The sequence below is a fragment of the Methylobacterium sp. FW102-HT35C08 genome (assembly GCF_058790235.1).
Genome location: NZ_JBYTCL010000002.1, coordinates 5,644,297 through 5,668,243, shown reverse-complemented (window position 1 = coordinate 5,668,243; position 23,947 = coordinate 5,644,297). Strand labels below are relative to the sequence as shown.

Annotated in this window: 22 protein-coding genes; 11 read left to right on the top strand and 11 right to left on the bottom strand. The window is 69.4% G+C overall.

Features of this window, described 5'->3' with window-relative positions:
• Window positions 1-75: 75 nt before the first annotated feature.
• Genes rimM through AC3WSN_RS27140 form a run of 5 tightly spaced genes read right to left on the bottom strand, consistent with a single transcriptional unit; the run spans window position 76 to window position 3,290 of the window.
• Complete coding sequence (gene rimM / locus AC3WSN_RS27160) at window positions 76-771, bottom strand: ribosome maturation factor RimM (RefSeq protein ID WP_492542192.1); 696 nt, start codon at window positions 769-771, stop codon at window positions 76-78.
• A gap of 11 nt (window positions 772-782) precedes the next feature.
• Complete coding sequence (gene rpsP / locus AC3WSN_RS27155; protein ID WP_192706308.1) at window positions 783-1,145, bottom strand: 30S ribosomal protein S16; 363 nt, start codon at window positions 1,143-1,145, stop codon at window positions 783-785.
• 7 nt (window positions 1,146-1,152) lie between these two features.
• Window positions 1,153-1,485: a chorismate mutase gene (locus AC3WSN_RS27150; RefSeq protein WP_192706307.1), complete on the bottom strand. Its 333-nt coding sequence runs from the start codon at window positions 1,483-1,485 to the stop codon at window positions 1,153-1,155.
• Window positions 1,482-3,053 carry a signal recognition particle protein gene (gene ffh / locus AC3WSN_RS27145; protein ID WP_192706306.1) on the bottom strand — a complete coding sequence of 524 codons (1,572 nt, stop codon included), beginning with the start codon at window positions 3,051-3,053 and terminating at the stop codon, window positions 1,482-1,484. Before ffh ends, AC3WSN_RS27150 begins: the two co-directional genes overlap by 4 nt.
• An 18-nt stretch (window positions 3,054-3,071) precedes the next feature.
• On the bottom strand, window positions 3,072-3,290 hold the full coding sequence (locus AC3WSN_RS27140) for a glutathione S-transferase (RefSeq protein WP_192706305.1): 219 nt from the start codon (window positions 3,288-3,290) through the stop codon (window positions 3,072-3,074).
• A gap of 311 nt (window positions 3,291-3,601) precedes the next feature.
• On the opposite strand from AC3WSN_RS27140, the gene AC3WSN_RS27135 reads away from it, so the two are divergent.
• From AC3WSN_RS27135 to lanM, 6 genes are all read left to right on the top strand, one after another.
• A complete protein-coding gene (locus AC3WSN_RS27135) occupies window positions 3,602-4,228 on the top strand; it encodes an ATPase (RefSeq protein WP_492542189.1) in 627 nt (208 codons plus the stop codon).
• A gap of 410 nt (window positions 4,229-4,638) precedes the next feature.
• Window positions 4,639-5,676, top strand: a complete 1,038-nt coding sequence (locus AC3WSN_RS27130; RefSeq protein WP_492543278.1) for an aromatic ring-hydroxylating oxygenase subunit alpha — start codon at window positions 4,639-4,641, stop codon at window positions 5,674-5,676.
• 107 nt (window positions 5,677-5,783) lie between these two features.
• Window positions 5,784-6,020 (top strand): DUF6894 family protein, encoded by a 237-nt coding sequence (locus AC3WSN_RS27125; protein ID WP_192706302.1) that lies wholly within the window; start codon window positions 5,784-5,786, stop codon window positions 6,018-6,020.
• A gap of 86 nt (window positions 6,021-6,106) precedes the next feature.
• On the top strand, window positions 6,107-7,168 hold the full coding sequence (locus tag AC3WSN_RS27120) for an MBL fold metallo-hydrolase (protein ID WP_492542187.1): 1,062 nt from the start codon (window positions 6,107-6,109) through the stop codon (window positions 7,166-7,168).
• 148 nt (window positions 7,169-7,316) lie between these two features.
• Window positions 7,317-8,936, top strand: a complete 1,620-nt coding sequence (locus AC3WSN_RS27115; RefSeq protein WP_192706300.1) for an ABC transporter substrate-binding protein — start codon at window positions 7,317-7,319, stop codon at window positions 8,934-8,936.
• Between the two features lie 377 nt (window positions 8,937-9,313).
• On the top strand, window positions 9,314-9,727 hold the full coding sequence (lanM, locus tag AC3WSN_RS27110) for a lanmodulin LanM (protein WP_492542185.1): 414 nt from the start codon (window positions 9,314-9,316) through the stop codon (window positions 9,725-9,727).
• Window positions 9,728-9,833: 106 nt separating this feature from the next.
• On the opposite strand, the gene AC3WSN_RS27105 is transcribed toward lanM, so the two are convergent.
• A complete protein-coding gene (locus AC3WSN_RS27105) occupies window positions 9,834-10,847 on the bottom strand; it encodes a CobW family GTP-binding protein (protein WP_192706298.1) in 1,014 nt (337 codons plus the stop codon).
• A gap of 292 nt (window positions 10,848-11,139) precedes the next feature.
• Here AC3WSN_RS27105 and AC3WSN_RS27100 point away from each other — a divergent pair, with 292 nt between their 5' ends.
• From AC3WSN_RS27100 to AC3WSN_RS27090, 3 genes are all read left to right on the top strand, one after another.
• Window positions 11,140-12,462: an efflux RND transporter periplasmic adaptor subunit gene (locus AC3WSN_RS27100; protein WP_492542183.1), complete on the top strand. Its 1,323-nt coding sequence runs from the start codon at window positions 11,140-11,142 to the stop codon at window positions 12,460-12,462.
• 16 nt (window positions 12,463-12,478) lie between these two features.
• Window positions 12,479-15,628, top strand: a complete 3,150-nt coding sequence (locus tag AC3WSN_RS27095) for an efflux RND transporter permease subunit (protein ID WP_192706296.1) — start codon at window positions 12,479-12,481, stop codon at window positions 15,626-15,628.
• A 134-nt stretch (window positions 15,629-15,762) separates the two neighbouring features.
• Complete coding sequence (locus AC3WSN_RS27090; RefSeq protein ID WP_492543276.1) at window positions 15,763-17,298, top strand: efflux transporter outer membrane subunit; 1,536 nt, start codon at window positions 15,763-15,765, stop codon at window positions 17,296-17,298.
• Window positions 17,299-17,310: 12 nt separating this feature from the next.
• Here the strand turns inward: AC3WSN_RS27090 and AC3WSN_RS27085 are convergent, their stop codons facing one another.
• The 4 genes from AC3WSN_RS27085 to AC3WSN_RS27070 form a co-directional block, all read right to left on the bottom strand.
• Complete coding sequence (locus AC3WSN_RS27085) at window positions 17,311-18,102, bottom strand: flagellar hook basal-body protein (protein ID WP_492542181.1); 792 nt, start codon at window positions 18,100-18,102, stop codon at window positions 17,311-17,313.
• Between the two features lie 160 nt (window positions 18,103-18,262).
• A complete protein-coding gene (locus AC3WSN_RS27080; protein WP_492542179.1) occupies window positions 18,263-18,730 on the bottom strand; it encodes a secondary thiamine-phosphate synthase enzyme YjbQ in 468 nt (155 codons plus the stop codon).
• Entirely contained in the window at window positions 18,727-20,445 is a 1,719-nt protein-coding gene (locus AC3WSN_RS27075) for a cisplatin damage response ATP-dependent DNA ligase (protein ID WP_492542177.1), read from the bottom strand. Before AC3WSN_RS27075 ends, AC3WSN_RS27080 begins: the two co-directional genes overlap by 4 nt.
• Complete coding sequence (locus AC3WSN_RS27070) at window positions 20,442-21,485, bottom strand: ligase-associated DNA damage response exonuclease (RefSeq protein WP_492542175.1); 1,044 nt, start codon at window positions 21,483-21,485, stop codon at window positions 20,442-20,444. The genes AC3WSN_RS27075 and AC3WSN_RS27070 overlap by 4 nt, the downstream gene beginning before the upstream one ends.
• A 68-nt stretch (window positions 21,486-21,553) precedes the next feature.
• Here AC3WSN_RS27070 and AC3WSN_RS27065 point away from each other — a divergent pair, with 68 nt between their 5' ends.
• Window positions 21,554-22,501, top strand: a complete 948-nt coding sequence (locus tag AC3WSN_RS27065) for a class I SAM-dependent DNA methyltransferase (protein ID WP_492542173.1) — start codon at window positions 21,554-21,556, stop codon at window positions 22,499-22,501.
• A 68-nt stretch (window positions 22,502-22,569) separates the two neighbouring features.
• A complete protein-coding gene (locus AC3WSN_RS27060; RefSeq protein WP_192706290.1) occupies window positions 22,570-23,364 on the top strand; it encodes a YoaK family protein in 795 nt (264 codons plus the stop codon).
• Window positions 23,365-23,388: 24 nt separating this feature from the next.
• Here AC3WSN_RS27060 and arfB read toward each other — a convergent pair whose 3' ends face one another.
• Window positions 23,389-23,820, bottom strand: coding sequence for an alternative ribosome rescue aminoacyl-tRNA hydrolase ArfB (gene arfB / locus AC3WSN_RS27055; protein ID WP_192706289.1), 432 nt, complete (start codon window positions 23,818-23,820; stop codon window positions 23,389-23,391).
• Between the last annotated feature and the right edge of the window lie 127 nt (window positions 23,821-23,947).

Genomic DNA, 23,947 nt, shown 5'->3' with positions numbered 1-23,947 from the left:
GGGCCTCCCGAGGTCGCTCCCGACACGCGCGACAGTCACGCGCGCTTCAGGGACAAAGGGCCTCGACCGGCAGCCTCAGCCTGGATCGTCGGCGGGCTTCTCGCCGGGCGGTGCGAACAGGTCCTCCGGCGCGATCACGGTGACGCGGCGCTGTGCCAGGTCGAGAACCGGCACGAAGGCCTTCGTGAAGGGAAGGAGTGCGGTGGCGCCTCCGCCCGGAGGACGCAGTTCCAGCAGGTCGCCGCCGCCGTAATTCGGCACCGCGACGATCACCCCAATGGTCGCCCCGGCCTCATCCACCGCCGTGGCGCCGATCAGGTCGGCGGCATAGACCTCCTCGTCATCCTCAGGCGCGGCCAGACGGTCGCGGGGAACGAACAAGGCGACGCGGTTGAGCGTCTCCGCGGCGTTGCGGCCGGAGATGCCCGTGACCCGGGCGATCAGCATGTCGGGCGATGAGCCCGGAGCAGGGCGCACCTCGGCGAGCGTCAGCGTCCGCCCGTCCGCCGTCTGCAGGGGGCCGTAACCCGCGATTGCCCGCGGATCGCCGGTATAGGATTTGAGCCGGATCTCGCCGGTGAGACCGTGCGCCCGCCCGAACTCGCCCAAAAGGACGAGGTTCGGATCGGGCGGCACGGGCGGCGGCGCGGGCTTGGGGGCCGGTGCCTTGGGCGAGGTTGCGGCGCCCGGCGCAATCGCGCCGATCGCCGTGCTCGTGCGGCCACGGCGGCCGCCGTCGCGGGGCGTGGGACCTGCGGGGCGGCGCGCCATGACCGAGCGCCTTACGCGGCGGCGTCCTCGGCGGGCGCCGCGGCCTTCTCGGCGCGCTTGGCAGCACGCTCCTTGGCCTTCTCGCCCGGCTCCGCCTTCTGCGGGTTGTTGCGGGTCGGGCGCTTGGCGAGGCCGGCCTGATCGAGGAAGCGCAGGACGCGGTCGGTCGGCTGCGCGCCCTTGGCGAGCCAGCTCTGGATCTTCTCGTTGTCGAGGATGATGCGGGCCGGATCGTCCTTGGCCTTCATCGGATCGTAGGCGCCGACCTTGTCGATGAAGCGGCCGTCGCGCGGGGCGCGGGCATCGGCGACGACGATGCGGTAGTAGGGGCGCTTCTTGGCGCCGCCGCGGGTGAGACGGATCTTGAGGGCCATAATCTGACTACTTTCGCTGTTGCTCGATCTGGGACTCGTGGTCCGCCTTGATCGACTGGTGGTGCCGAATGACTTCCTTGACCACGAAGGCCAGAAACTTCTCGGCGAAGTCGGGGTCGAGATTGGCGTCGACCGCGAGCTTGCGGAGCCGGGCGACCTGACGGGCCTCCCGGTCCGGATCGGAAGGGGGGATCCCCTTTCGGGCCTTGAGCTCGCCGACCCGCTGCGTGCAGCGGAAGCGTTCGGCGAGGAGATGGATCAGCGCCGCATCGAAATTGTCGATGCTGTCCCGCAGGCGCGCGAGTTCGGGATCGACGGCCTGCGCCGCGAGCACGCTCATTTCTTCTTCCCCGGCATGAACCCACCGAGACCCGGCAGCTTCGGACCGCCGAGGCCCGGAAGCCCCGGAAGTTTGGGCATTCCGCCGCCGCCCAGGCCCGGCGGCATCGACGGCAGCTTGCCGCCGAACTGCTTCTCGAGCTGCGCGATCTGCTCGGGCGTCGGCTCCGGCATGCCGGGCGGAAGGCCGGGCATGCCGGAGCCCATTCCACCCCCCATACCGCCGCCGAGCCCGAACATCGAGCCGAGCGCCTGCCCGATCCCGCGCTTGCCCTGACCCATCGCCTTCATCATGTCGGCCATGGTCCGGTGCATCTTCAGGAGCTTGTTGATCTCCGAGACGTCGACCCCCGAGCCGGCCGCGATACGCTTCTTGCGACTGTTCTTGAGGAGGTCGGGATTCTTCCGCTCCTGCGGCGTCATCGACGAGATGATCGCCCGCTGGCGCTTGAACATCTTCTCGTCGAGGTTGGCACCCTCGACCTGCTTCTTGATCGCGCCCATGCCGGGCAGCATGCCCATCAGGCCGCCGATGCCGCCCATCTTCTCCATCTGGGCGAGCTGCATGGACAGGTCTTCGAGATCGAACTTGCCCTTGCGCATCTTCTCCGCGGTGCGGAGCGCCTGCTCGTGGTCGATGGTCTCGGCCGCCTTCTCGACGAGCGAGACGATGTCGCCCATGCCGAGGATGCGGTTGGCAACGCGGGACGGGTGGAACTCCTCCAGCGCGTCGACCTTCTCGCCGACGCCGACGAGCTTGATCGGCTTGCCGGTGACGGCCCGCATCGAGAGCGCCGCACCGCCGCGGGAATCGCCGTCCATACGCGTCAGCACGATGCCGGTGACGCCGAGCCGCTCGTCGAAGGCGCGAGCGGTGTTGACCGCGTCCTGGCCGGTGAGCGCGTCGGCGACCAGCAGCACCTCGTGCGGCCGGGTCGCGGCCTTCACCTCGGCGGCCTCGGCCATCAGGCCCTCGTCCACCGTGGTGCGGCCGGCGGTGTCGAGCATCACCACGTCGAAGCCGCCGAGGCGGGCGGCGTCCATGGCGCGCTTGGCGATCTGCACCGCCGACTGGCCGGCGACGATCGGCAGGGATTCGACGCCCACCTGCTTCGCCAGCACCGCGAGCTGCTCCATGGCGGCCGGGCGGCGCGTGTCGAGGGAGGCGAGCAGCACCTTGCGCTTCTCGCGCTCGGCCAGGCGCCGGGCGATCTTGGCGGTGGTGGTGGTCTTGCCCGAGCCCTGCAGGCCGACCATCAGGATCGGCACCGGAGCGGGGGCGTTGAGATCGACGGTCTCGGCATCGGTGCCGAGCATCGCCACGAGCTCGTCGTTGACGATCTTCACGACCATCTGGCCGGGCGTCACCGACTTGAGCACGACGGCGCCCACCGCCTTCTCGCGCACCTTGTCGGTGAAGCCGCGAACCACCTCGAGGGCGACGTCGGCCTCCAGCAGGGCGCGGCGCACCTCGCGCATGGCGGCGGTGACGTCGGCCTCGGTGAGCGCGCCGCGGCGCGTCAGCCCCGAGAGGATGCCGGAGAGGCGATCGGACAGGCCTTCGAACATGATCCTGACGCCCCGCCGTTACTGCTCGAGCCCGGCGCGCTCGACGCGGCGCGCCTGGAGGGCGGCCTCGAAGCTGCGCACGGCCTTGGCGAATTTGTCCCGGCACTCCGGGTTGCAGAAGCCCACCACGGCGCCGTTGTAGAGCGTCAGCGAGTCGGCCGAGATCGGCTTGCCCGACCACGGGCAGGTCTCGTTGATCGCGTCCTCGATCTTCAACGCTTCTTGATCTCGCGTCATGCGGATGCCTCGGCCGGCGAATCCCGTCGCGGCGGATCGAGCCAACGCCCATCGCGCCCGAGGGCGCAGACGCGCTGTCGGGCGTTGACCTCCGGTCTCATGGGACCGGTCGGCTTGGCATCGGTCGATCAGCTACGGATCGGGAGGGCGGGGCGTAGCCGCGATGGAGCGGAAAGTCAATTTTTCGTCCCGCGCGACGCCGAGCCAAGCTTGCAAGGCCCGAAACGGGGCGGCCGATCGCCATTAACTTTTACCGATCGTTAAGCATGTTGCGATTGTCTTTGCCAGGTATTCGCTCAGGACGCCTGCCGATGTCGGAACCCGCCCGCTCCACACCGCCGCTCGATGCCGGCGGGCGCTCCGCGCCCGGTCCGCTCCGCGACTGGCTCGCCGCCATGAAGTCCCAGGCTCCGGCCGAGCTGCGCGGCGACGCGCGGACCGAGGAGGCGCATTCCGAGCCGAAGGCCGGTCGCCCGGCCGAGACTTGGTCGCCGCGGCTCGTGCAACCGGCCGAGCAGCCCCGTGCCGTCGCCGAGGATGCCGACGTGTCCGAGCTGATGGCCGAGAACCTGATGCTCAAGGCCAAGCTTCGCGTGGAAGCCGAGCGCCAGGATGAACTCCAGGCGATCCTGGCCGAGGAGATCCGCACGCTGCGCGAGCATATCCGCGAAGAGATCGGCTCGATGGAGGATCTGCGGGCCGAGCAGGAGGAGATCCGTGCGGAGCGCGACGAGTTCCGCCGGGAGCGCGAGCGGTTCCGCATCGAGCGGGAAGAGATGCGGGCCGAGCGCGACCGGGCGATCACCGAGCGCGACACGCTTCGACTCGAGCGCCTCACCCTGGCGGGCGAGCGCGATGCCCTGCGCGAGGAGCGCGACCTGTGGCGGGCCCGTACGGAAGCGCTGGCCCAGCCGCTGTTCCAGAGCCAGAAGCGCTGAGAGCGCCCGGACGCGACCCTGAAAAGCCGAAGGGCCACCCGAGAGGGTGGCCCTTCCATTGCCGAACCGTGATGTCCGGCGGAACTGTCCCGAGATCGGGGCTCTGACGCGTCTTAGAACGACACGCCGGAGGCGACGGTCCAGGTCCGATGAGCCGAGACACACGGCTGATGACAATGAGACACTGGATCACCTCCTTTCGTTGGTTGCGGATGACGCGAAGGTAGGTGGCCGCGCCCGGCTTGTGAAGCCCCGTGCCTGCGCCCGTTTGTCCTCCCCCGCGCCGACGCTTTGCCGCCCGGGCGGCCGGGCGTATGACGGGCGCTCCGCAGTCAGCCCGAACCGCCTTGAACGCGCCCTTCACGAATCCGCCGCGTCCCGCCGACGAGGCCGCGCTCGATCCCGACGCGATGCGCCAGCCGCTCGGCAACGCGTGGTATTGCGTCGGCCAGTCCCGGAGCCTGGGCAAGGCGGGCACCAAGTCCGGCCTCCGGGCCGTGGCGCTGAACGGCGAGCAGATCGTGATCGGCCGCGCCCCGGACGGAAATCCGTTCGCGCTGCGCGACCGATGCCCCCACCGCGGCATGGCCCTGTCGAAGGGTCGCTTCGACGGCGACACGCTGATGTGTCCCTTCCACGGCTGGCGCTTCGGAACGGACGGGCGCTGCCGCGACGTCCCGACCCTGTCGGAGCACGACGCCGCCGATTTCTCCCGTATCCAGGTGCAGCGCTTCCCGATCCGCGAGAGCGCCGGCTTCCTCTGGGTGAACCCGCATATCGGGCCGGCAGCCGGCGACGTGCCGGCCGTTCCGGAGCTGGATTTCGCGCCGGCGGGATCCCTGGTGGTCGAGCTCGTGGTCGAGGCCTCCTTCGATCTCACGACGTTGAGCCTCGTGGATCCGGGCCACGTCGCCTTCGTCCACGATTCCTGGTGGTTCCGGCCCTCCAAGCAGCTCCGCGAGAAGGTAAAGACCTTCCAGCCGGTCACCCACGGCTTCGTCATGACGAGCCACGCCACCACGACGAGCTCGCCGGTCTATCGCCTGCTCGGCGGGGTGCCCGAGGTCGAGATCGAGTTCCGCCTGCCGGGCGTCCGCCTCGAGCGGATCCGCGCGGGGGCCAAGCGGGTGGCGAACTACACCTTCGCGACCCCGCTCACGCCGGACCGGACGCTGCTGACCAACGCCCTGTACTGGAGCATGCCGGCGCTGAACCTGCTGAAGCCCGTCGCACGCCCGCTGATGCGCCAGTTCCTGACCCAGGACCAGCAGGTGCTCCAGCACGCGCAGGACGGGCTCGACCGCAAGCCGACCATGGTGCTGTTCGGCCAGGGCGACCTGCCGTCGCAATGGTATTTCCGCCTCAAGCGCGAGGCGCTCGAATCCGCGCGCGATGATCGACCGTTCACGAACCCGCTGGAGCGTCGTGAGTTACGCTGGCGGTCCTGACGGCGGGCCAGACGTCGAACCGCACATATCCCGTGATTTAAGACCCTATTAACCATACCAAGAGCAATCATTCCGGCGCAGTACCTCTTCTGGGACGCTACGCGCCGATGCCCCGCTTCTTCATCGACCTTCATGACGGCCTGCAGCCGATCCACGACGAGGTCGGCTTCGAACTGCCGGACCTGCCGGCTGCGCGCGCCAAGGTTACCCGGATCATGTCGGCGATCGCCCGCGACATGCTGCCGGATGTCGAGCGTCAGGATTACGTGGCCTGCGTGCGCGACGGCGTCGGCAAGGTGGTCTACCGGGCGCGCCTGTCCCTCGCCGCCGAGATGGTCGACTGAGCGACCCGGCGACGGCCCCGCCCTGGGTCTCGCTGCCGCAAGGTCCGAGAACTTGACCGGAGCGCGCGATCGGCCATCTCCGGTCCATGAAACGGCGCAGCCTGCTCACGGTCGCCAGCGCGGCCACGGTAATGACGCTCGGCGGTGTCGGCTATGCCGCGCACCGGCGCGGCAAGAACCCCTATTATGGCGGACCGACCTCGGACCATTTCGATGGGCTGCGGTTCTTCTCGCCCGATCAGGCGACCGACAAGTCGCTGCCGGATGTGCTCCGCTGGCAGACCAAGCGTCAGCGCGAGCCGTGGCCCAAATCCTTTCCGAGCCCGTTTCCGGCGGACCGGCCGCCCGAGCGCGTCTCCGGGCTGCGGGTCGTGCTGATCGGCCATGCGAGCTACCTCGTGCAGGTCGCCGGCCGCAACATCCTGATCGATCCGGTCTTCGCCAAGCGCGCGAGCCCGGTCCGCTTCGCCGGGCCGAAGCGGGTCAACCCGCCGGGCATCGCGCTGGCCGATCTGCCGCCCGTCGACGCGGTGCTGATCACCCACAATCACTACGACCATCTCGACGGACCGAACCTCGCCCGGATCTGGCAGGCGCACCAGCCGCTGATCGTGGCGCCGCTGGGCAACGACGCCATCCTGCGCGGCTACGACGACACGATGCATGTCGAGACGCGCGACTGGGGCCAGTCGGTCGATCTCGGCGACGGCCTGCAGGTCCACCTGACGCTCGCGAACCATTGGTCGGCCCGAGGCGTCAACGACCGGCGCATGGCGCTGTGGTGCGCCTTCGTGATCACCTCGCCCCGGGGCGTGCACTATCACGTCGGCGATACCGGGTTCGGCGACGGTGCGCTCTTCCGCGAGATCCGGGCCCGCTTCGGGCCGCCCCGGTTGGCGACCCTGCCGATCGGCGCCTACGAGCCGCGCTGGTTCATGCGGGCGCAGCACGTGAATCCGGCCGAGGCCGTCGAGGCCTTCATGCTGCTCGGCGCCGAGCAGGGGCTCGGTCACCACTGGGGCACGTTCCAGTTGACCGACGAGGGTGTCGAGCGGCCCGTGGAGGCGCTGACGGCGGCGCTCGCGGAGGCGGCGCTTCCGCCCGAGCGGTTCGTCGCTTTGCGGCCCGGTCAGGTCTGGCAGGCCTGAACGCCGGCGGATCGGCTGCCGCCCCAATAGGCATGATGCGTGCATCATACCGCATGCAGCATGGATCCGCGGCACTGAGGTGTCCGCCGCGCGCCTGAACGGCGTGCGCCGCTCCATGCGGTGCACCCGCTTTCAGCCGAGAGACACGATGGACCTGATCAAGCCGACACGCCGCTCACTGATGGCCGGAGGCGCGGCGCTGGCTGCCTTCGGGGCGGCGGGCCGGGCCGGCGCGCAGGGCGCGGCCCCCGGCAGCCTGACCTACGGCATCTCGATGACCGACCTGCCGCTCACCACCGGCCAGCCCGACCGGGGCGCGGGCGGCTACCAGTTCACCGGCCTGACCCTGTACGACCCCCTGGTCGCCTGGGAGCTCGACGTCGCGAACCGGCCGGGCAAGATGGTCCCCGGGCTCGCCACGTCCTGGGAGAGCGATCCGGCCGATCCCAAGGTCTGGACCTTCCACCTGCGCGAGGGCGTGGCGTTCCACGACGGCTCGGCCTTCGATGCCGACGCGGTGATCTGGAACTTCGACAAGGTGCTCAACAAGGAGGCGCCGCATTTCGACCAGCGCCAGGCCGCCCAGGTCCGCCCGCGGCTGCCCGGCGTGGCGAGCTACCGGAAGCTCGACGCCAAGACCGTCCAGGTCACGACCAAGACCCCCGACAGTCTGTTTCCCTACCAGATGCTCTGGTTCCTGATCTCCTCGCCGGCCCAGTACGAGAAGGTGGGCCGGGACTGGGCGAAGTTCGCCTTCGAGCCCTCGGGCACGGGACCGTTCCGGATGGGGCAGCTGGTCCCGCGCGTGCGCCTCGAGCTCCTGCCGAATGCCGGCTACTGGAATCCCAAGCGGGTGCCGAAGCTGTCGAAACTCACGCTCACCTGCGTGCCGGAAGACCTCGCCCGGGTGAACGCGCTCCTGTCCGGCAATGTCGACCTGATCGAATCGCCGGCGCCCGATGCGGTACCGCGCCTGAAGGCCGCCGGCATGCGCGTCGTCGGCAACGACACGCCCCATGTCTGGAACTACCATCTCTCGATGCTGGAGGGCTCGCCCTGGCGGGACCTGCGCCTGCGCAAGGCCGCCAACCTCGCGATCGACCGGGCCGGGGTCGTAGAGCTGATGGGCGGCTTGGCCCAGCCCGCAATCGGGCAGGTGCAGCAATCCAGCCCGTGGTTCGGCAAGCCGAGCTTCCAGATCAAGACGGACGTGGACGCGGCGCGCAAGCTCGTCGAGGAGGCGGGCTTCTCGGTCAAGAATCCGGTCAAGGCGACGATCCTGATCCCGACCGGCGGCACCGGGCAGATGCTATCCCTGCCGATCAACGAGTTCCTGCAGCAGAGCTGGGCCGAGATCGGCATCCAGGTCGAATTCAAGACCGTGGAGCTGGAGGTGGCCTACACGGCCTGGCGCCAGGGGGCAGCGGATCCGAGCCTCAAGGGGGTCAGCGCCGGCAACATCGCCTACGTCACCTCGGACCCGTTCTACGCGATCCTGCGCTTCTACGATTCGAAGCAGATCGCCCCGAACGGGGTCAACTGGAGCCATTACCGCAATCCGGAGGTCGATGCCCTCTGCGACAAGGTCAAGGCGAGCCTCGACACGGACGAGCAGAACCGGTTGCTGGCGCGGATCCACGAGATCGTCGTCGATGATGCCGTACAGGTCTGGGTCGTGCACGACACCAATCCGCACGCGCTCTCACCGCGGGTGAAGAACTATGTCCAGGCGCAGCACTGGTTCCAGGATCTGGCCACGCTCGCCTGACCAGGCTCGAGGCGGCGGGACGGCCTCGAATCGCCGCTTTCATCCCGGGGCCGCGCAGCGGAGCCCGGGAGCCCTACAGGCCGACGCGGCAAGTTCTGAACCGCCAGTGCTTGGGGACGGCGACCGCCTCGACAGGCCGATCCTGCGGCAGGCGCAATCGATGCCCTGTCTGCCGCGGGACCGGATACTGCTTCGGCCTGCCGCATGCCTTCCGATCACTCGTCGCTTCTGGGAGGCCGGCTCACGCCGGCCTTTCCTTGTCTGTGCCGGCCCGTCCCAAGACATGGCGATCCGGGATGAATCGGCAATTTCGCACTTGCAGCAAAGCCGCTTGCGAGCTAGGACGCTCGGGCAGACAAATTCGGGAGCATCTGGCAATGGCCGTTCGTTTTATCAGTGGTTTCGCGGCGGTGACCCTCGCGCTGTCCGGCCTCTCGATCCCGGCCGCACTGGCCAAGCCGGCGACGGGTGCGAGCGCGGTCAAGATGATCGACACCGACAACGACGGCACGGTCGACCTGAAGGAAGTGGAGGCGGTGGCCTCGGCGACCTTCGATCGCCTGGAGAAGGATGCCGACGGCACCCTCGACGCCAAGGAGCTGAAGGGCCGCCTGAGCCAGGCCGGCGTGAAGCAGGCCGATCCGGACAACGACGGCACTCTCGACAAGAAGGAGTACCTCGCTGCGGTCGGCGAGCGCTTCAAGCTGGCCGATCCGGACAACGACGGCACCCTCGACGCCAAGGAGCTGAACTCCAAGGCCGGCAAGGCGCTGCTCGCCCTCATCAAGTAAGACGTCCGCGACGCTCAACGTCGCGTGCTCAAGGTTCGAGGCTCCCGCGGATTCCTTCCGCGGGAGCCTTGTCATTTCGTGGACGCGCGAGCCCACGCGCCTCACCTCAAATCCGGCAGCTCTCGAACCCGGCGCGGATCGCCGCCTCATCGAGGTTGCGCCCGATGAACACCACCCGGGAGACGCGCGGCTCATTCGGTCCCCAATCGCCCTGCACGTCCCCGTCGAGGATCATGTGGACGCCCTGGAAAACGAAGCGCTTCGGCTCGTTCGGGAAGGCCACGATCCCCTTGCAGCGCAGGATGTCGGGCCCCTGGACCTGGGTCAGGTTCGAGATCCAGGGCATGAACTTCTCGGGATCCACCTCGCCCTCGATCTTCGCCGAGAGCGACCGGATGTCGGAGTCGTGATGGTGGTGGTGCCCCTCCTCCAGGAAGTCGGGCTCCACGTCGAGGATCCGGTCGAGGTCGAAGGCATTGCGCTCCAGCACGGCGTCGAGCGGGACGGCGCAGTTCTGCGTGCGGTGGAGCTTCGCCAGCGGGTTGATGGTGCGGATCTCGGCCTCGACCCGGTCGAGGTCGGCGGGCGACACGAGATCGCTCTTGTTGAGCAGGATCACGTCCGCGAAGGCGATCTGGTTCTTCGCCTCGGGCGCATCCTTCAGCCGGTCGGACAGCCACTTGGCGTCGGCCACCGTCACCACGGCGTCGAGCCGGGCGGCCTCGCCCACATCCTGATCGACGAAGAAGGTCTGCGCCACGGGCGCCGGGTCGGCGAGGCCGGTGGTCTCGACGATGATCGCGTCGAACTTGCCCCGGCGCTTCACCAGCCCGTCCATGATCCGGATCAGGTCGCCGCGCACCGTGCAGCAGACGCAGCCGTTGTTCATCTCGAACACTTCCTCGTCCGCGCCGACGACGAGGTCGTTGTCGATGCCGATCTCGCCGAACTCGTTGACGATCACGGCGTAGCGCTTGCCGTGGTTCTCGGTGAGGATCCGGTTGAGGAGCGTGGTCTTGCCCGCGCCGAGATAGCCGGTGAGCACGGTCACCGGGATCTTCCCGGCCGTGGATCCGGCCGTGGGTCCAGCTTGGGCGGAAACGGGGCTCGTGTCGGTCATGGCGGGTTCTTCGATGGGGTCAGCGGACGGGCGCGGTGCGCCCATGAGCGTTGTCATATTGTAACAAATCCCGTCAAAGGAAGACGGAGCCACACGGTTTCGCGACCACGGCTCCCGATCGATTGCGCGTCGGACAAGCTTTGCTCTAGGCACTTGATGCCGCGCGGACTCTTCCGCGCGGTACGCCATAGAAAAGCACCGACGATCGCATTGATGTGGGCCTCGTCCCGGCGCGAATCGTACACTTGTCAGTCAACCCGGTCTCTTCGCCCGGACCCGGAAGATCATTCGCATGGACGCCCGAAATCCGCTGGACCAGGATGAGGCGATCTCCGCACCCCGCCGCAAGCGCCGGGGACCGGGGCTCCTCCTCATCCTCCTGCTGCTCGCGGCCGCAGCAGGGGCGGCGTTCGCCTTCTCCGACCGGGTTCGCGAGGCCACGTCGGGCCTCGTCGCCTCGCTGAGCGGCCTGCTCGCGCCGAGCAATCCGGATCCCGGGTTCGATGCGGAGAAGGCCGGGGCCGTGGAGCGGATCTTCAGGCCCACCAAGGAGCAGCGGGCCGCCTTCGAGATCCTGCCGGTCGCCACGCAGGTCTTCCGTCCGGAGGGCACCGCGGAGGGGCGCATCGCCCTCAACGAGGACGACAACGTCCCGGTCGTATCGCCCTATGCGGGCCGGGTGACGAAGGTGCTGGCCCGCGCGGGCGACGACGTGAAGGCCGGCGACGTGCTGCTGACGCTCGAGGCCACCGACATGGTCCAGGCGCAGAACGATTACCAGGCGGCCCTGAACAATCTTCAGAAGCAGCAGGCGCTTCTGAAGCTCGATCAGACCATCGCACAGCGCCAGCAGGAACTGTTCCAGGCGCACGCGACGGCGCTGAAGGACTACCAATCCGCCCAGAACGACGTGATCGCCGCCCAGAGCGACCTGAAGACCGCGGAAGCCGCCCTCGACGCCGTGAAGAACCGCCTGCGGCTGCTGGGCAAGACCGATGCCGAGATCGCCGCCTTCGAGAAGAAGGGCACGATGAGCCCCGAGACCCAGATCCGGGCCCCGATCGCCGGCACGATCGTCCAGCGCAAGGTCGGCACCGGGCAGTATCTGTCGGCGTCCAGCGACCCCGTCTTCGTGATTGGCGACCTGTCGACCGTCTGGCTCATCGCCAATGTTCGCGAGAGCGAGATCCCGAAGATCCGCATCGGCCAGGAGGTCGAGGCGAAGGTGGCGGGCTTCGGCGCGCGGGTGTTCAAGGCCCGGGTCAACTACATGGCCTCCAGCCTCGACCCGGCGACGCGGCGGCTCGCGGTGCGGAGCGAGGTCGACAATCCCGACCGGGTGCTGCGCCCGGAGATGTTCGCCACCTACACGATCGTCACCGGCAAGGGCGAGCCCAGCCCGAGCGTGCCGGTGGGCGCCGTCGTGTACGAAGGCGACCGCACCCACGTCTGGGTGGCGCGGCCGGACGGAGCCGTGGAGGCACGGGACATCAAGCTCGGGCTGATCAACGGCGAGAGTGCCCAGGTGGTCGAGGGCTTGCGCCCGGGCGAGCAGGTGGTGACCCGCGGCGCCCTGTTCATCGACCGGGCGGCGAGCGGCGAGAAGGCGTCCTGAGCGAGGATTCGGTCCGATGAACAGCCTGATCGTCTTCTCGCTCCGCCAGCGCGTGCTGGTGGTGCTGATGTTCGTGGTGATGCTGGGCATCGGCTACGGAGCCTATACGCAGCTCAACATCGAGGCCTATCCCGACCCGGTCCCGCCGCTCGTCGACGTCATCACCCAGAACCCGGGCCAGTCGGCCGACGAGATCGAGCGCTACATCACGATTCCCCTCGAGGTGGCGCTGGCCGGCATCCCCAACGCCCAGGTGGTGCGCACGATCTCGCTGTTCGGCCTGTCCGACGTGAAGGTCCAGTTCAACTACGAGTACACGTACGAGCAGGCCCTGCAGCGGGTGCTCAACCGCCTGTCGCAGGCCCCGACGCTGCCCAACGGCGCCACGCCGCAGATCTCACCGACGAGCCCGGTGGGCGAGATCATGCGTTACAAGCTGGTCGGTCCGGCGGGCTACTCGCCCATGGACATGAAGACCCTGCAGGACTGGGTGCTGCAGCGCCGGTTCAAGGCGATCCCCGGCGTGGTCGACGTCACGGCCTTCGGCGGCAAGGCCAAGGAGTACGAGGTCGCGGTCGACCTGAACCGCCTCCAGGCCCAGGGCCTGACCCTGGTGCAGCTGACCAACGCGCTGAACAACGCCTCGATCAACGTCGGTGGCCAGACGCTGAATGTCGGCCAGCAATCGGCGGTGGTGCGCGGCATCGGCCTGATCCGCGACATGGACGACATCCGGGATACGATGATCAGCCTCGTCAACGGCACCCCGGTGCTGGTGCGGGACGTGGCGGAGGTGCGGGTGTCGAACGCCCCGCGCCTCGGCATCGTCGGCCACGACGACCAGCGCGACATCGTCGAGGGCATCGTGCTCATGACCCGCGGCGGCAAGAGCCTGCCGACGCTGGAGCGGGTCGAGGCCGAGATCGACAAGATCAACAGCTCCACGATCCTGCCGCCCGACGTGAAGATCGAGCGGATCTACGACCGCTCCGGCCTGATCCACACAACCACCCACACGGTGATGCACAACCTCGTCTTCGGCGTGGTGCTGGTCTTCGTGGTGCAGTGGCTGTTCCTCGGCTCGCTCACCAGCGCGATCATCGTGGCGGCGACGATCCCGTTCGCCCTCGGCTTCGCGATCCTGATCCTGGTGATCCGCGGCGATTCGGCGAACCTCCTGTCGCTTGGCGCGATCGATTTCGGCCTGATCGTCGACGCCACCGTGATCATGGTCGAGAACGTGTTCCGCCACATCGCCGAGCCCGACCACGTGAAGGGCGAGGTCCCGCCGGGCGGCCTGACCGGGCGGCTGGGCACGATCGCGGTCGCCGGCCGCGAGGTGAACCGGGCGATCTTCTTCTCGGCGACGATCATCATCGTCGGCTTCCTGCCGCTGTTCACGATGACCGGCGTCGAGGGTCACATCTTCGGACCCATGGCCAAGACCTACGCGTACGCGCTGCTCGGCGGCCTGCTCGCGACCTTCACGGTCTCGCCCGCGCTCTCCGCCCTGATGCTGCCCAAGAACCTGGAAGAGCGCGACACGCTGATCGTGCGGGTGCTGCGCGTCGGCCACGAGCGCGTGCTGGCCTTCGGTCTGCGCAACCGGGTCCTGGCGCTCGCCGTGATGCTGGCGGTGCTGCTGGTCTCGGGACTGACGGCCCGCAATCTCGGCCTGGAATTCCTGCCGCGGCTCGAGGAAGGCAACCTCTACGTGCGCGGGACGATGCCGTCCTCGATCTCGCTGGAGGCCGGCAATGCCTACGTCCAGCGCATGCGCAAGATCTTCCAGGAGGTTCCGGAGGTCACCACCGTCCTGTCGCACCAGGGCCGCCCGAACGACGGCACCGACGCCACCGGATTCTTCAACGTCGAGTTCCTGGCGCCGCTCAAGCCCATCGATCAGTGGCGGAAGGGCCTCGACAAGGAGACGCTGATCCAGGACCTGAGCAAGCAGCTGGCATCCGAATTTCCCGGCATCGAGTTCAACTTCTCCCAATATATCGAGGACAACGTCCAGGAAGCCGCCTCGGGCGTTAAGGGCGAGAACTCGGTCAAGATCTACGGCAACGACCTCGCGCAGCTCACCAAGACCGCCAATGCGGTCAAGGCGGCGCTGGCCACCGTCCAGGGCGTCACCGATCTGTCGGTGTTCGAATCCCTCGGCCAGCCGACGGTCCGGATCGACGTCGACCGCCACAAGGCCGCCCGCTACGGCCTGTCGATCGGCGACGTGAACACCACGATCCAGGCGGCGATCGGCGGCCAGACCGCGGGCGACCTCTACGAGTACGGCTCGGACCGCCACTTCCCCATGCGGGTGCGGCTCGCCAAGGAGTACCGCTCGTCGCTGGCCGGGATCCGCAACATCGCGGTGGGGGCGCAGAACCCCAATGGCGGCGTGATCCAGGTACCGCTCTCCGAGATCGCCGACGTCGACCTCGTCTCGGGCGCCTCGTTCATCTACCGCGAGGACCAGGAGCGCTACATCCCGGTGAAGTTCTCGGTGCGCGGCCGCGACCTCGGCAGCGCCGTCCTCGAAGCTCAGCGCAAGGTCGCCGACGCCGTGGACCTGCCGCCGGGCTACCGCCTGGAATGGGTCGGGCAGTTCACCAACCTGAAGGAGGCGGCGGCCCGGCTCAGCCTCGTGGTGCCGCTCACGCTGCTGCTGATCGCGCTGCTCCTGTATATCAACTTCTCGTCGGTGGCCGACATGCTGCTGACCCTGTCGGTGATCCCGATGGCGATGATCGGCGGCATCTTCGCGCTGTTCCTGACCGGCACGCCGTTCTCGATCTCGGCGGCGATCGGCTTCATCGCGCTGTTCGGCATCTCGACCATGGAGGGGGTGATCCTGCTGGCCTACTACAACCAGCTCCTCGACGAGGGCTGGAAGAAGCAGGAGGCGGTCTGGCAGGCCGCCGTGGTGCGCATGCGCCCGGTTATGATGACCTGCGTGGCGGCCTGCGTTGGCCTGCTGCCGGCGGCGGTCTCCACCGGCATCGGCTCGCAGGTGCAGAAGCCGCTGGCGCTCGTGGTGGTCGGCGGCATCATCCTGGCGCCGAACCTGATCCTCGTGGTCGTGCCGGTGCTGATCTCGCTGTTCTCGCGGCGCCGCCCGAACCCGGACGCACGGGCGCGGACTGAGCATCAGGTCGCCGCGTGAGCCGACCCAGGAAGCCGGGGCAACGCGTTGCAGGGGGGCCACAACGCCTGTGCCGCGCGCGCGACCTGGGGACAGTTGCATTGACTTGGATGCGCGCCGCGCCGCTCTACCAGGGTGAGGCTTTCGGGGGCGGAATGGTGAGCTTTGGGCCGAACAGGTGCGGACGGGCGGCCGCATGGCTGACGGCCTCCCTGGCCCTGTCGGCCTGCGCGGTCGGCCCGAACTTCGTGCCGCCGGAGGATCCGCCGGTCAGCCGCTACACCAAGGAGCCGCTGAGGAACCCGTCGGCCGCCGACAAGATCCGGACCCGGCAGGGCGGCTCGGCCGACCAGAGCTTCGTCTCGGGCGCCGACATCCCGGGCCAGTGGTGGACGCTGTTCCACTCGAAGGCGCTGAACCGGGTCGTCGAGCAGGCGCTGGCCAACAACCCGACGCTGGAGGCGGCCCAGGCCTCGCTGCGGGTGGCGCAGCAGAACGTGCTTGCCCAGAAGGGCACGCTCTACCCGAGCCTGACCGCGACACCGCAGATCCAGGGCAACCTCGCCCCCGGCCTCGACCTGCAATCGCCGCTCAACAATCAGACCAACTATCTCTACAGCCTCGCCACGCCGCAGGCGGTGGTCTCGTACAATCCGGACGTGTTCGGCGGGAATCGCCGCCAGATCGAGTCCCTGGAGGCCACCACCGAGAACCAGCGCTTCCAGCTCGAGGCGGCCTATCTGAGCCTGACCGCCAACGTCGTCGCCGCCGCCATCCAGGAGGCGGCGCTGCGGGCGCAGATCGACGCCACCCGCAAGGTGATCCAGGCCCAGACCGAAGTTCTGCAGCTCTACAACAAGCAGCTCTCCCTGGGGCAGATCGCCGGCGCCGACGTCATCCAGCAACAGGCCGCGCTGGCGCTGTCGCAGCAGCTGCTGCCGCCGCTGGAGAAGGCCCTGGCCCAGCAGCGCAACCTGCTCACGGCACTCGCCGGCCGGCTGCCCTCCGACGAGGTCAGCGAGACCTTCGACCTGGCCGCCCTGCGCCTGCCGACCAAGCTGCCGGTGAGCCTGCCCTCGCGGCTGGTCCAGCAGCGGCCCGACGTGAAGGCAGCCGAGGCGCTGGTGCAGGAGGCGAGCGCCAATGTCGGCGTCGCGGTGGCCAACCGCCTGCCGCAGTTCAGTCTCACGGCCACGGGCGGCTCCAGCGCGACGCGGATCGCGCAGGTGACCAATCCGGGCGCGGCGTTCTTCACGATCATCGGGCAGGCGACGGCACCGATCTTCGATGCCGGCACCCTGTTCCGGCGTCAGCGCGCGTCGGAGGAATCGCTGACGCAGGCGCAGGCGCAGTACAAGGCGACGGTGATCACCGCCTTCCAGAACGTCGCCGACGCCCTGCGGGCGCTTCAGGCCGACGCCAAGGCGGTGGCCGCGGCCGATGCCGCGGTGAGCGCCACCAATCAGAGCCTCGGGCTGATCCGCAAGCAGTACACCGCGGGCGCGATCACCTCCTCGCAGGTCCTGATCGCCCAGCAGGGCTACCTCTCGGCCCTGGTCACCTCGGCGGGCGCGCGCGCCACCCAGTATGGCGACACCGCGGCCCTGTTCGTGGCGCTGGGCGGCGGCTGGTGGAACCGCGCCGACGTGGCGCCGCCGCCGCCCGAGAAGGACCCGCTGAAGGTGCTGTGACGCGCGGCCGGCTCAGGCGTACATCGCGATGGCGTCCTGCAGCATCTGGTCCGCGGCGCTCATGACCTTGGTGTTGGCCGTGTAGGCCTGCTGCGTCTCGATCATCTTCGAGAACTGGTCGGTGATGCTGGCGTTCGACTGCTCCACGGCGCTGGCTGTCACGGTCGCGCCGTTGAGGCCGTAGCTCGGCGTCCCGGACTGGCCGTTGGCCACGTAGGTCCCGCCGTCGAGCCCGGTCAGGTTGTCCTGCTGGCCGAACTGCGCGAGCGTCAGCGCGCCCAGCGGCAGGGTGCTGCCATCCGCTTTGGTGCCGGTCAGGGTGCCGGCCGGCGAGACGGCGAGGCTGGCCAGCGTGTTCGCGCCGGTGGGAACCGTGACGGGCGCCGTCGCGGATGGCCCGGCGAACAGGTAATAGCCCGCGCCGTTGACGAGGTAGCCGTTCGCATCCGCCGAGAAGTCGCCGCGCCGCGTGTAGCCGGTCTCGCCGGTGAAGGTCGGGCTCTGATCCGTCCCGGTATTCTCGCGGACGATGAAGTAGCCGTTGCCCGAGATGGCGAGGTTGGTCGGCACGCTGGTCGACTGCACCGTGCCCTGGATGTTCAGGCTGTTGCGGGTGCTCGTCGCCACGCCCCCGGCCTGCTGCGGAGCCTTCGCCGACTGCGCCAGCATGTCGGCGAAGCTCGTCTCCGTGGTCTTGAACCCCGCCGTCTGGGTGTTGGCGATGTTCCCGGAGATGTTGTTGAGCGCCAGCGACTGCGCCGAGGCGCCGGAAATCGAATTCGAGAGCGCGTCGTAGAGGCTCATCGGGGTCTCCGTCCGTGAGACCGGCAGAAACCGATCCGACGGGGAAGCATAAGCGCCCACTATGGTTAACCGGCCGTGTGTGACGGAGTGTTGCGGGCTTGAGACCGGGTTCGAGCACCGCCGCCGTCCGGGCGCGTGCAGCGATGACGGGACCGACGGGTCAGGCGCCGACGGCACTCAGCACGATCTCCCGCCGGTGCGGCCGGTCGCGGTGCTCGATGAGGTAGATGCCCTGCCACGTGCCCAGCGCGAGCCGTCCCTCGACCAGCGGGATGCTGAGTGCCGAATCGGTGACCAGCGTGCGGATATGGGCGGGCATGTCGTCGGGCCCTTCGGCCCCGTGGACGTAGCCGGCGTTGCGCGGCGCGAACCCATCCAGTGCGGTCATCAGGTCGGTCTGCACGTCCGGATCGGCATTTTCCTGGATGGTGAGCGAGGCCGATGTGTGCCGGCAGAACACCGTGACCAAGCCGTCGCGGATGCCGCTCGCGCGCACGAAGTCCGCGACCGCGCCGGAAAAGTCCGTGAATCCCTGTCCGGCGGTCGCGATGGTGAGGCGCCCGCTGGCATGACGCTCGATCCGGCCGGAGGCCAGGATCTCCACCGGACCGATCTTGCCCTGCCTCATGCGCTCTTCTCCAGCAGCGTCGCGCCCGGCGCGACCTCGCGCTCGCCGCGGGCGAGGATCCGTTCCAGCACGTCGATCCGGTCCGCCTCCGCGGGCGGCTTGTCCCAGCGGATGCGGCTGACCCGCGGAAAGCGCATCGCCACGCCCGACTTGTGCCGGGTCGAGCGCTGCACCCCTTCGAACGCGATCTCCAGGACGAGCCCCGCCTCCCGTCCGTGGGCGACCTCGCGTACCGGGCCGAAGCGCTTGGTGGTGTTGTTGCGGACGTAACGGTCGAGCTTGGCGAGCTCGGCGTCGGTGAAGCCGTGATAGGCCTTGCCCACCGGCACCAGCTCGTCCCCGCCCTCCGGAGCCGCGCGCCAGACGCCGAACGTGTAGTCCGAGTAGAAGGACGAGCGCTTCCCGTGCCCGCGCTGGGCGTACATCATCACCGCGTCGACGATGTGCGGCTCGCGCTTCCACTTCCACCACGGCCCCTTCGGCCGGCCCGGCAGGTAGGGGCTGTTGAGGCGCTTGAGCATCACGCCCTCGATGGCGTCGGCATCCTCGCCGGCGCCGACGGAAGCCGGATCGGCCCGGGCGGCGGCCAGCGCCTCCCAATCCGCGAAGGGCACCAGCGGCGAGATGTCGATCCGTCCGTGGTCGAGGCGCGTGACGAGGGCTTCCAGCTTCTCCCGGCGCGTTGCGAATGGTTCGGCCCGCAGGTCGTCGCCCTCCAGGGTGAGGAGGTCGTAGGCCCGCACATGGGCGGGGAACTCCTCCAGGAGCTTGGCCGTGACCGCCTTCCGGTTCAGGCGCTGCTGCAGGACGTTGAACGACTGCACCCGCCGCTCGCGCAGGATCAGAAGCTCGCCGTCGAGCGCGCCCGTGAAGGTGATCGCCTCGGCCAGATCCGGGAACGCCCCAGTGATGTCCTCGCCGGTGCGGGAATAGACTTTCCCGACCTGATGGCCGGCCCGGTCGCGACCGCCGACGAGCTGGACGCGGATGCCGTCCCATTTCCACTCGGCCGAGAACGCCTCCGCCTCCAGCTTCTCGAGATCGGCTTCCTCCTCGATCGGGTGCGACAGCATCGGCGGCCGGAACGGGGCCGGGTTGAGGGTCTCGGGCCGCTCGGCCCGGCCCTCGACCCAGGCGAACAGGGTCTCGAAGGGCGGGGTCAGCCCGTGCCAGACCTCCTCCACCGCATCGGCGTCGTGACCGCCCAGAGCGCCGACCGCGGTCTTGGCGAGACGGGCCGAGACGCCGACCCGCAGGTTGCCGGTGACAAGCTTCAGGAGCGCCCAGCGTCCGGTCTCGTCGAGGGCGTCGAGCCAGTCGGCGAGATGGCCGGGCAGTTCGCGCTTCGGGATGGTCGCGAGGGTTTCGACGACCTCGGCCAGGGTCGGGACGTGGGGCGGCGGGTTGTTGTGGCCGGGCCCGGGCTCCCGCGTCGCCTCTGCCGGGCCCGGCCAGATCAGCGCCGTGGTCTCGGCGAGATCGCCGACGTAGTTGTGCGAGAGCCGGAACAGCACCGGGTCGATCCGCGCCTCCACGAGCCCGCGGATCAGCGCCGGCTTGGCCTCCCGGAAGCTCAGCGTGCCGGTCATGGCGCCGAGCGCGAAGCCGCGCTCGGGATCGGGCGTGCGCGCGAAGTAATCCTGGAGCATGCGCAGCTTCGCGTTGCGGCGCGGCTCGTAGGCGAGGCGGTCGAGGAGATGGGCGAAGTCGTTCACGCGGCCGCCTCCGCCTCGATGCCGGGTTCGGTCTCGCCGTCGTCGCCGTAGCCCAGCAGGTGCAGTGGCTTCGCCCGGATGCCCTGCGTCCCGCACCAGTGGACCAGCGCGTCCTCCTGGCCATGCGTGACCCAGACCTCCTCGGCGCCGGTTTCGCGGATGGTGCGGCACAGGTCCGGCCAGTCGGAATGGTCGGAGATGACCATCGGCAGCTCGACGCCCTTCTGGCGGGCGCGGGCGCGCACGCGCATCCAGCCCGAGGCGAAGCAGGTCACCGGGTCGGGGAATTTGCGCGACCACAGGTCCTGGATCGACGAGGGCGGGCAGAGCACGATCGCCCCGTGCAGATCCTTGCGCTCGGCAGCCACCACCTTCGGCGTGTCGCCCAGCGGCACACCCTCGTCCTTGTAGAGGGCGGTCAGCTTCTCCATGGCGCCGTGCAGGTGGATCGGCCGGTCCCAGCCCTCCTCGCGCAGCAGCGCCATGACCCGCTGCGCCTTCCCGAGCGCGTAGGCGCCGACGATGTGGGCGCGTTCCGGGAACAGCGCCACCGAGTCGAGGAGCTTGCGGACCTCGCCGCGCGTGTCGGGATGCGTGAACACCGGCAGGCCGAAGGTCGCCTCGGTGATGAACACGTCGCAGGGCACCACCTCGAAGGGCAGGCAGGTCGGGTCCGGCGCCCTCTTGTAGTCGCCCGAGACCACCACCCGGACACCGTCCCGCTCGATGGCGATCTGCGCGGAGCCGAGCACGTGTCCGGCCGGCGCGAAGCGAACGGTGACCTCACCGATGCGGATGGACTCGCCAAGCCGCGCCTCCTGCCGCTGGCGGCAGAAATCCGCGCCGTAGCGCACCGCCATGATCCGCAGGGTCTCGGGGGTCGCCAGGACGTGGCCGTGGCCCGACCGGGCATGGTCGGCATGGCCGTGCGTGATCAGCGCGCGCTCCACCGGCCAGGTCGGATCGACGTGGAAGCGCCCGAGCGGGCAGTAGAGACCCTCGCGGGTCAGGGTCAGGAGATCGCTGGCGCGTATCGGCATCGGGCCCGTGCTACCGGTGGAGTCCGGCGGAAGCCCCGATATATAGGCGCCCCGGATCCGGCAGACGCATGGCCTCGCAGCTCAGTTCCGGCGATCTCCTCGCCGATCGCCGCTATCGTTACGCGGAAGCCTGTCTGGCGGAGGGCGACCATGCCGGGGCGGCGGATCTCGCCGAGCAGGCCCTGGAGATCGCCCCCCGCTACGCGCCCGCCTGGCTGCTCCTCGGCCGGGCCCGGGAAGGCTTGGCCGAGCCCGGCGGCGATCCGGACCTGCGGGCCGCGGCGGCCCGGGCCTATGCCTGCGCCCTCGACATCGACCCGGACGACACCCTCGGCGTGCGGGCGCACCTCGTGCGCCTGGGCAGCAGCGACGGCCTCCCGGCCCTCTCCCCCGCCTATGTCAGGGCTCTGTTCGACGGCTACGCGCCGCGCTTCGAGCGCCATCTGGTCGAGGGCCTGGGCTATGTCGGCCCGGACCTCGTCCGGGACGCGCTCCCGCCCGAGCCCCCGCATTTCGCAACGGCACTCGATCTCGGCTGCGGCACCGGCCTGATGGGCGCGGCGATCCGCGACCGGGTCGGTCATCTCGCCGGGGTCGATCTCTCGCCCGGCATGCTGGCCCTGGCCCGGGCCAAGCTCCAGAACGCGCGACCGCTCTACGATCGCTTGGTCGAGGGGGAGCTGACCGCGTTCCTGGTCGGTGAGCCGGCGGTCTCCGCCGATCTCTGCCTCGCCGCTGACGTCCTGATCTACGTGGCCGATCTCGGCCCCGTCCTGGCCGAGATGGGCCGCGTGCTGCGGCCGGGGGGCCTCGCCGCCTTCACGGTACAGTCCCACGACGGGACTGGCGCCGCCCTGGGTCCGGATGGCCGCTACGCCCACGCCGATGCCCATGTCGCGGCGGCGGCCGCCGCAGCCGGCCTCGCGATCCTGACATTGCGGGCCGCCGACGTCCGGCGCGAGGCCCGCCGTCCAGTGCCGGGGCGCGTCGTTGTGTTGCGCCGCACAGCAGCATGAAACTGCTTTGCTGTTCGTCCATTGTCAGTCGGCTGCGACAGGCGCGGCCGCTGAATCGGGGGATCAGCATGGCGAATTACGGCAGCAGGACAGGGGCGGACGCGCCCGAGCGGAAGCCCGATCCGCCGGCGGACCGCTCCTTTCCGGCCGATCCGCGCACGCGGATTCCCTTCGCCATCGCGCTCGCCACCCTGGCGGGCTGCGCCGATTCCATCGGCTTCCTGGAATTCTCGCAGCTGTTCATGTCGTTCATGTCGGGCAACACGACGCGCTTCGGCGTCGCGGTGGCCAATGCCGACTGGGAGAACGTCACGCGCGTTGCCAGCACCATCAGCGTCTTCTGCTTCGGCGCCTTCCTGGGCACCCTGATCGCCGCCTGGGTCGGACGCTGGCGCCTGGCCGTCCTGCTGACCCTGCAGGCGCTGCTGCTCGCCGGCGGGTTGCTGATGCCCTGGGGCACCTTCGCCTACCCGCTGCACGCCTACCCGATCGTGCTGGCTCTGGGGCTCCAGAACGCCACGCTCCAGGACGAGGGCGGTCGCTCCCTGGCGCTGACCTACGTCACCGGCGCGGTCGTGCGCTTCGGCACGGGCTGCGCCAACCTGCTGCTCGGCACGGTGGCGCCCTCCTTCTGGATCCAGGCGCCGCTCTGGGCCGGCCTCAGCACCGGCGCGGTGCTGGGCGGTCTGCTCGACATGCGCTACGGCGAATCGGCGTTCCTGTTCCCGGCGGCGCTCGCCGCCATCCTGGCGCTGATCGCCATCGCCCTCACCGTCGCGAAGCCGGGCAGCACCTTGGTGGCGGGCTCGGCGCCCGCGCCCGACGCGAGCCCGAAGGCCAAGGTGATCGACGCGATCCACTGAGCGGAACCGACGAGCCGGGGCCGCTCAGCCGTCCGAATCCCGGACGCTGCCCCGGCCCTGCTTGATCGTGGCGCGGTTCTTCTTGGCGCCGATGCGCCGCTCCTGCGAGCCCCGGGTGGGCTTCGTCGGCCGGCGGATCGGCGGCGGCGGCTTGGCGGCCTCGGCCACGAGATCGACGAGGCGCTGCAGGACGTCCGCCCGGTTGCGCTCCTGCGTCCGGTGCCGCTGGCCCGCTAGGACGAGGACGCCGTCCTTGGTCATTCGCCGTCCGGCCAGCCGCACGAGGTTCGCCTTGACGCGGTCGTCCACGGAGGGCGAGTCCAGGGCCGGCCAGCGGAGCTGGACCGCGGTCTCGACCTTGTTGACGTTCTGTCCGCCGGCGCCCGAGGCGCGCATGAAGGACAGCTCGATCTCGTCATCGTCGATGGCGATGCGTGGGGTCACGCGCAGGGGCATGGCGGCCTCCCCGGCACGCTAGCGGAGGCACGCCGCGCCTGCTCATCGGGTGCAGGGCCGACGACCGAGCCGGTGCAGATCGTTGCCCGCATCACCATATCGCGTTCGTGCTCCCCGTCCCGATCAC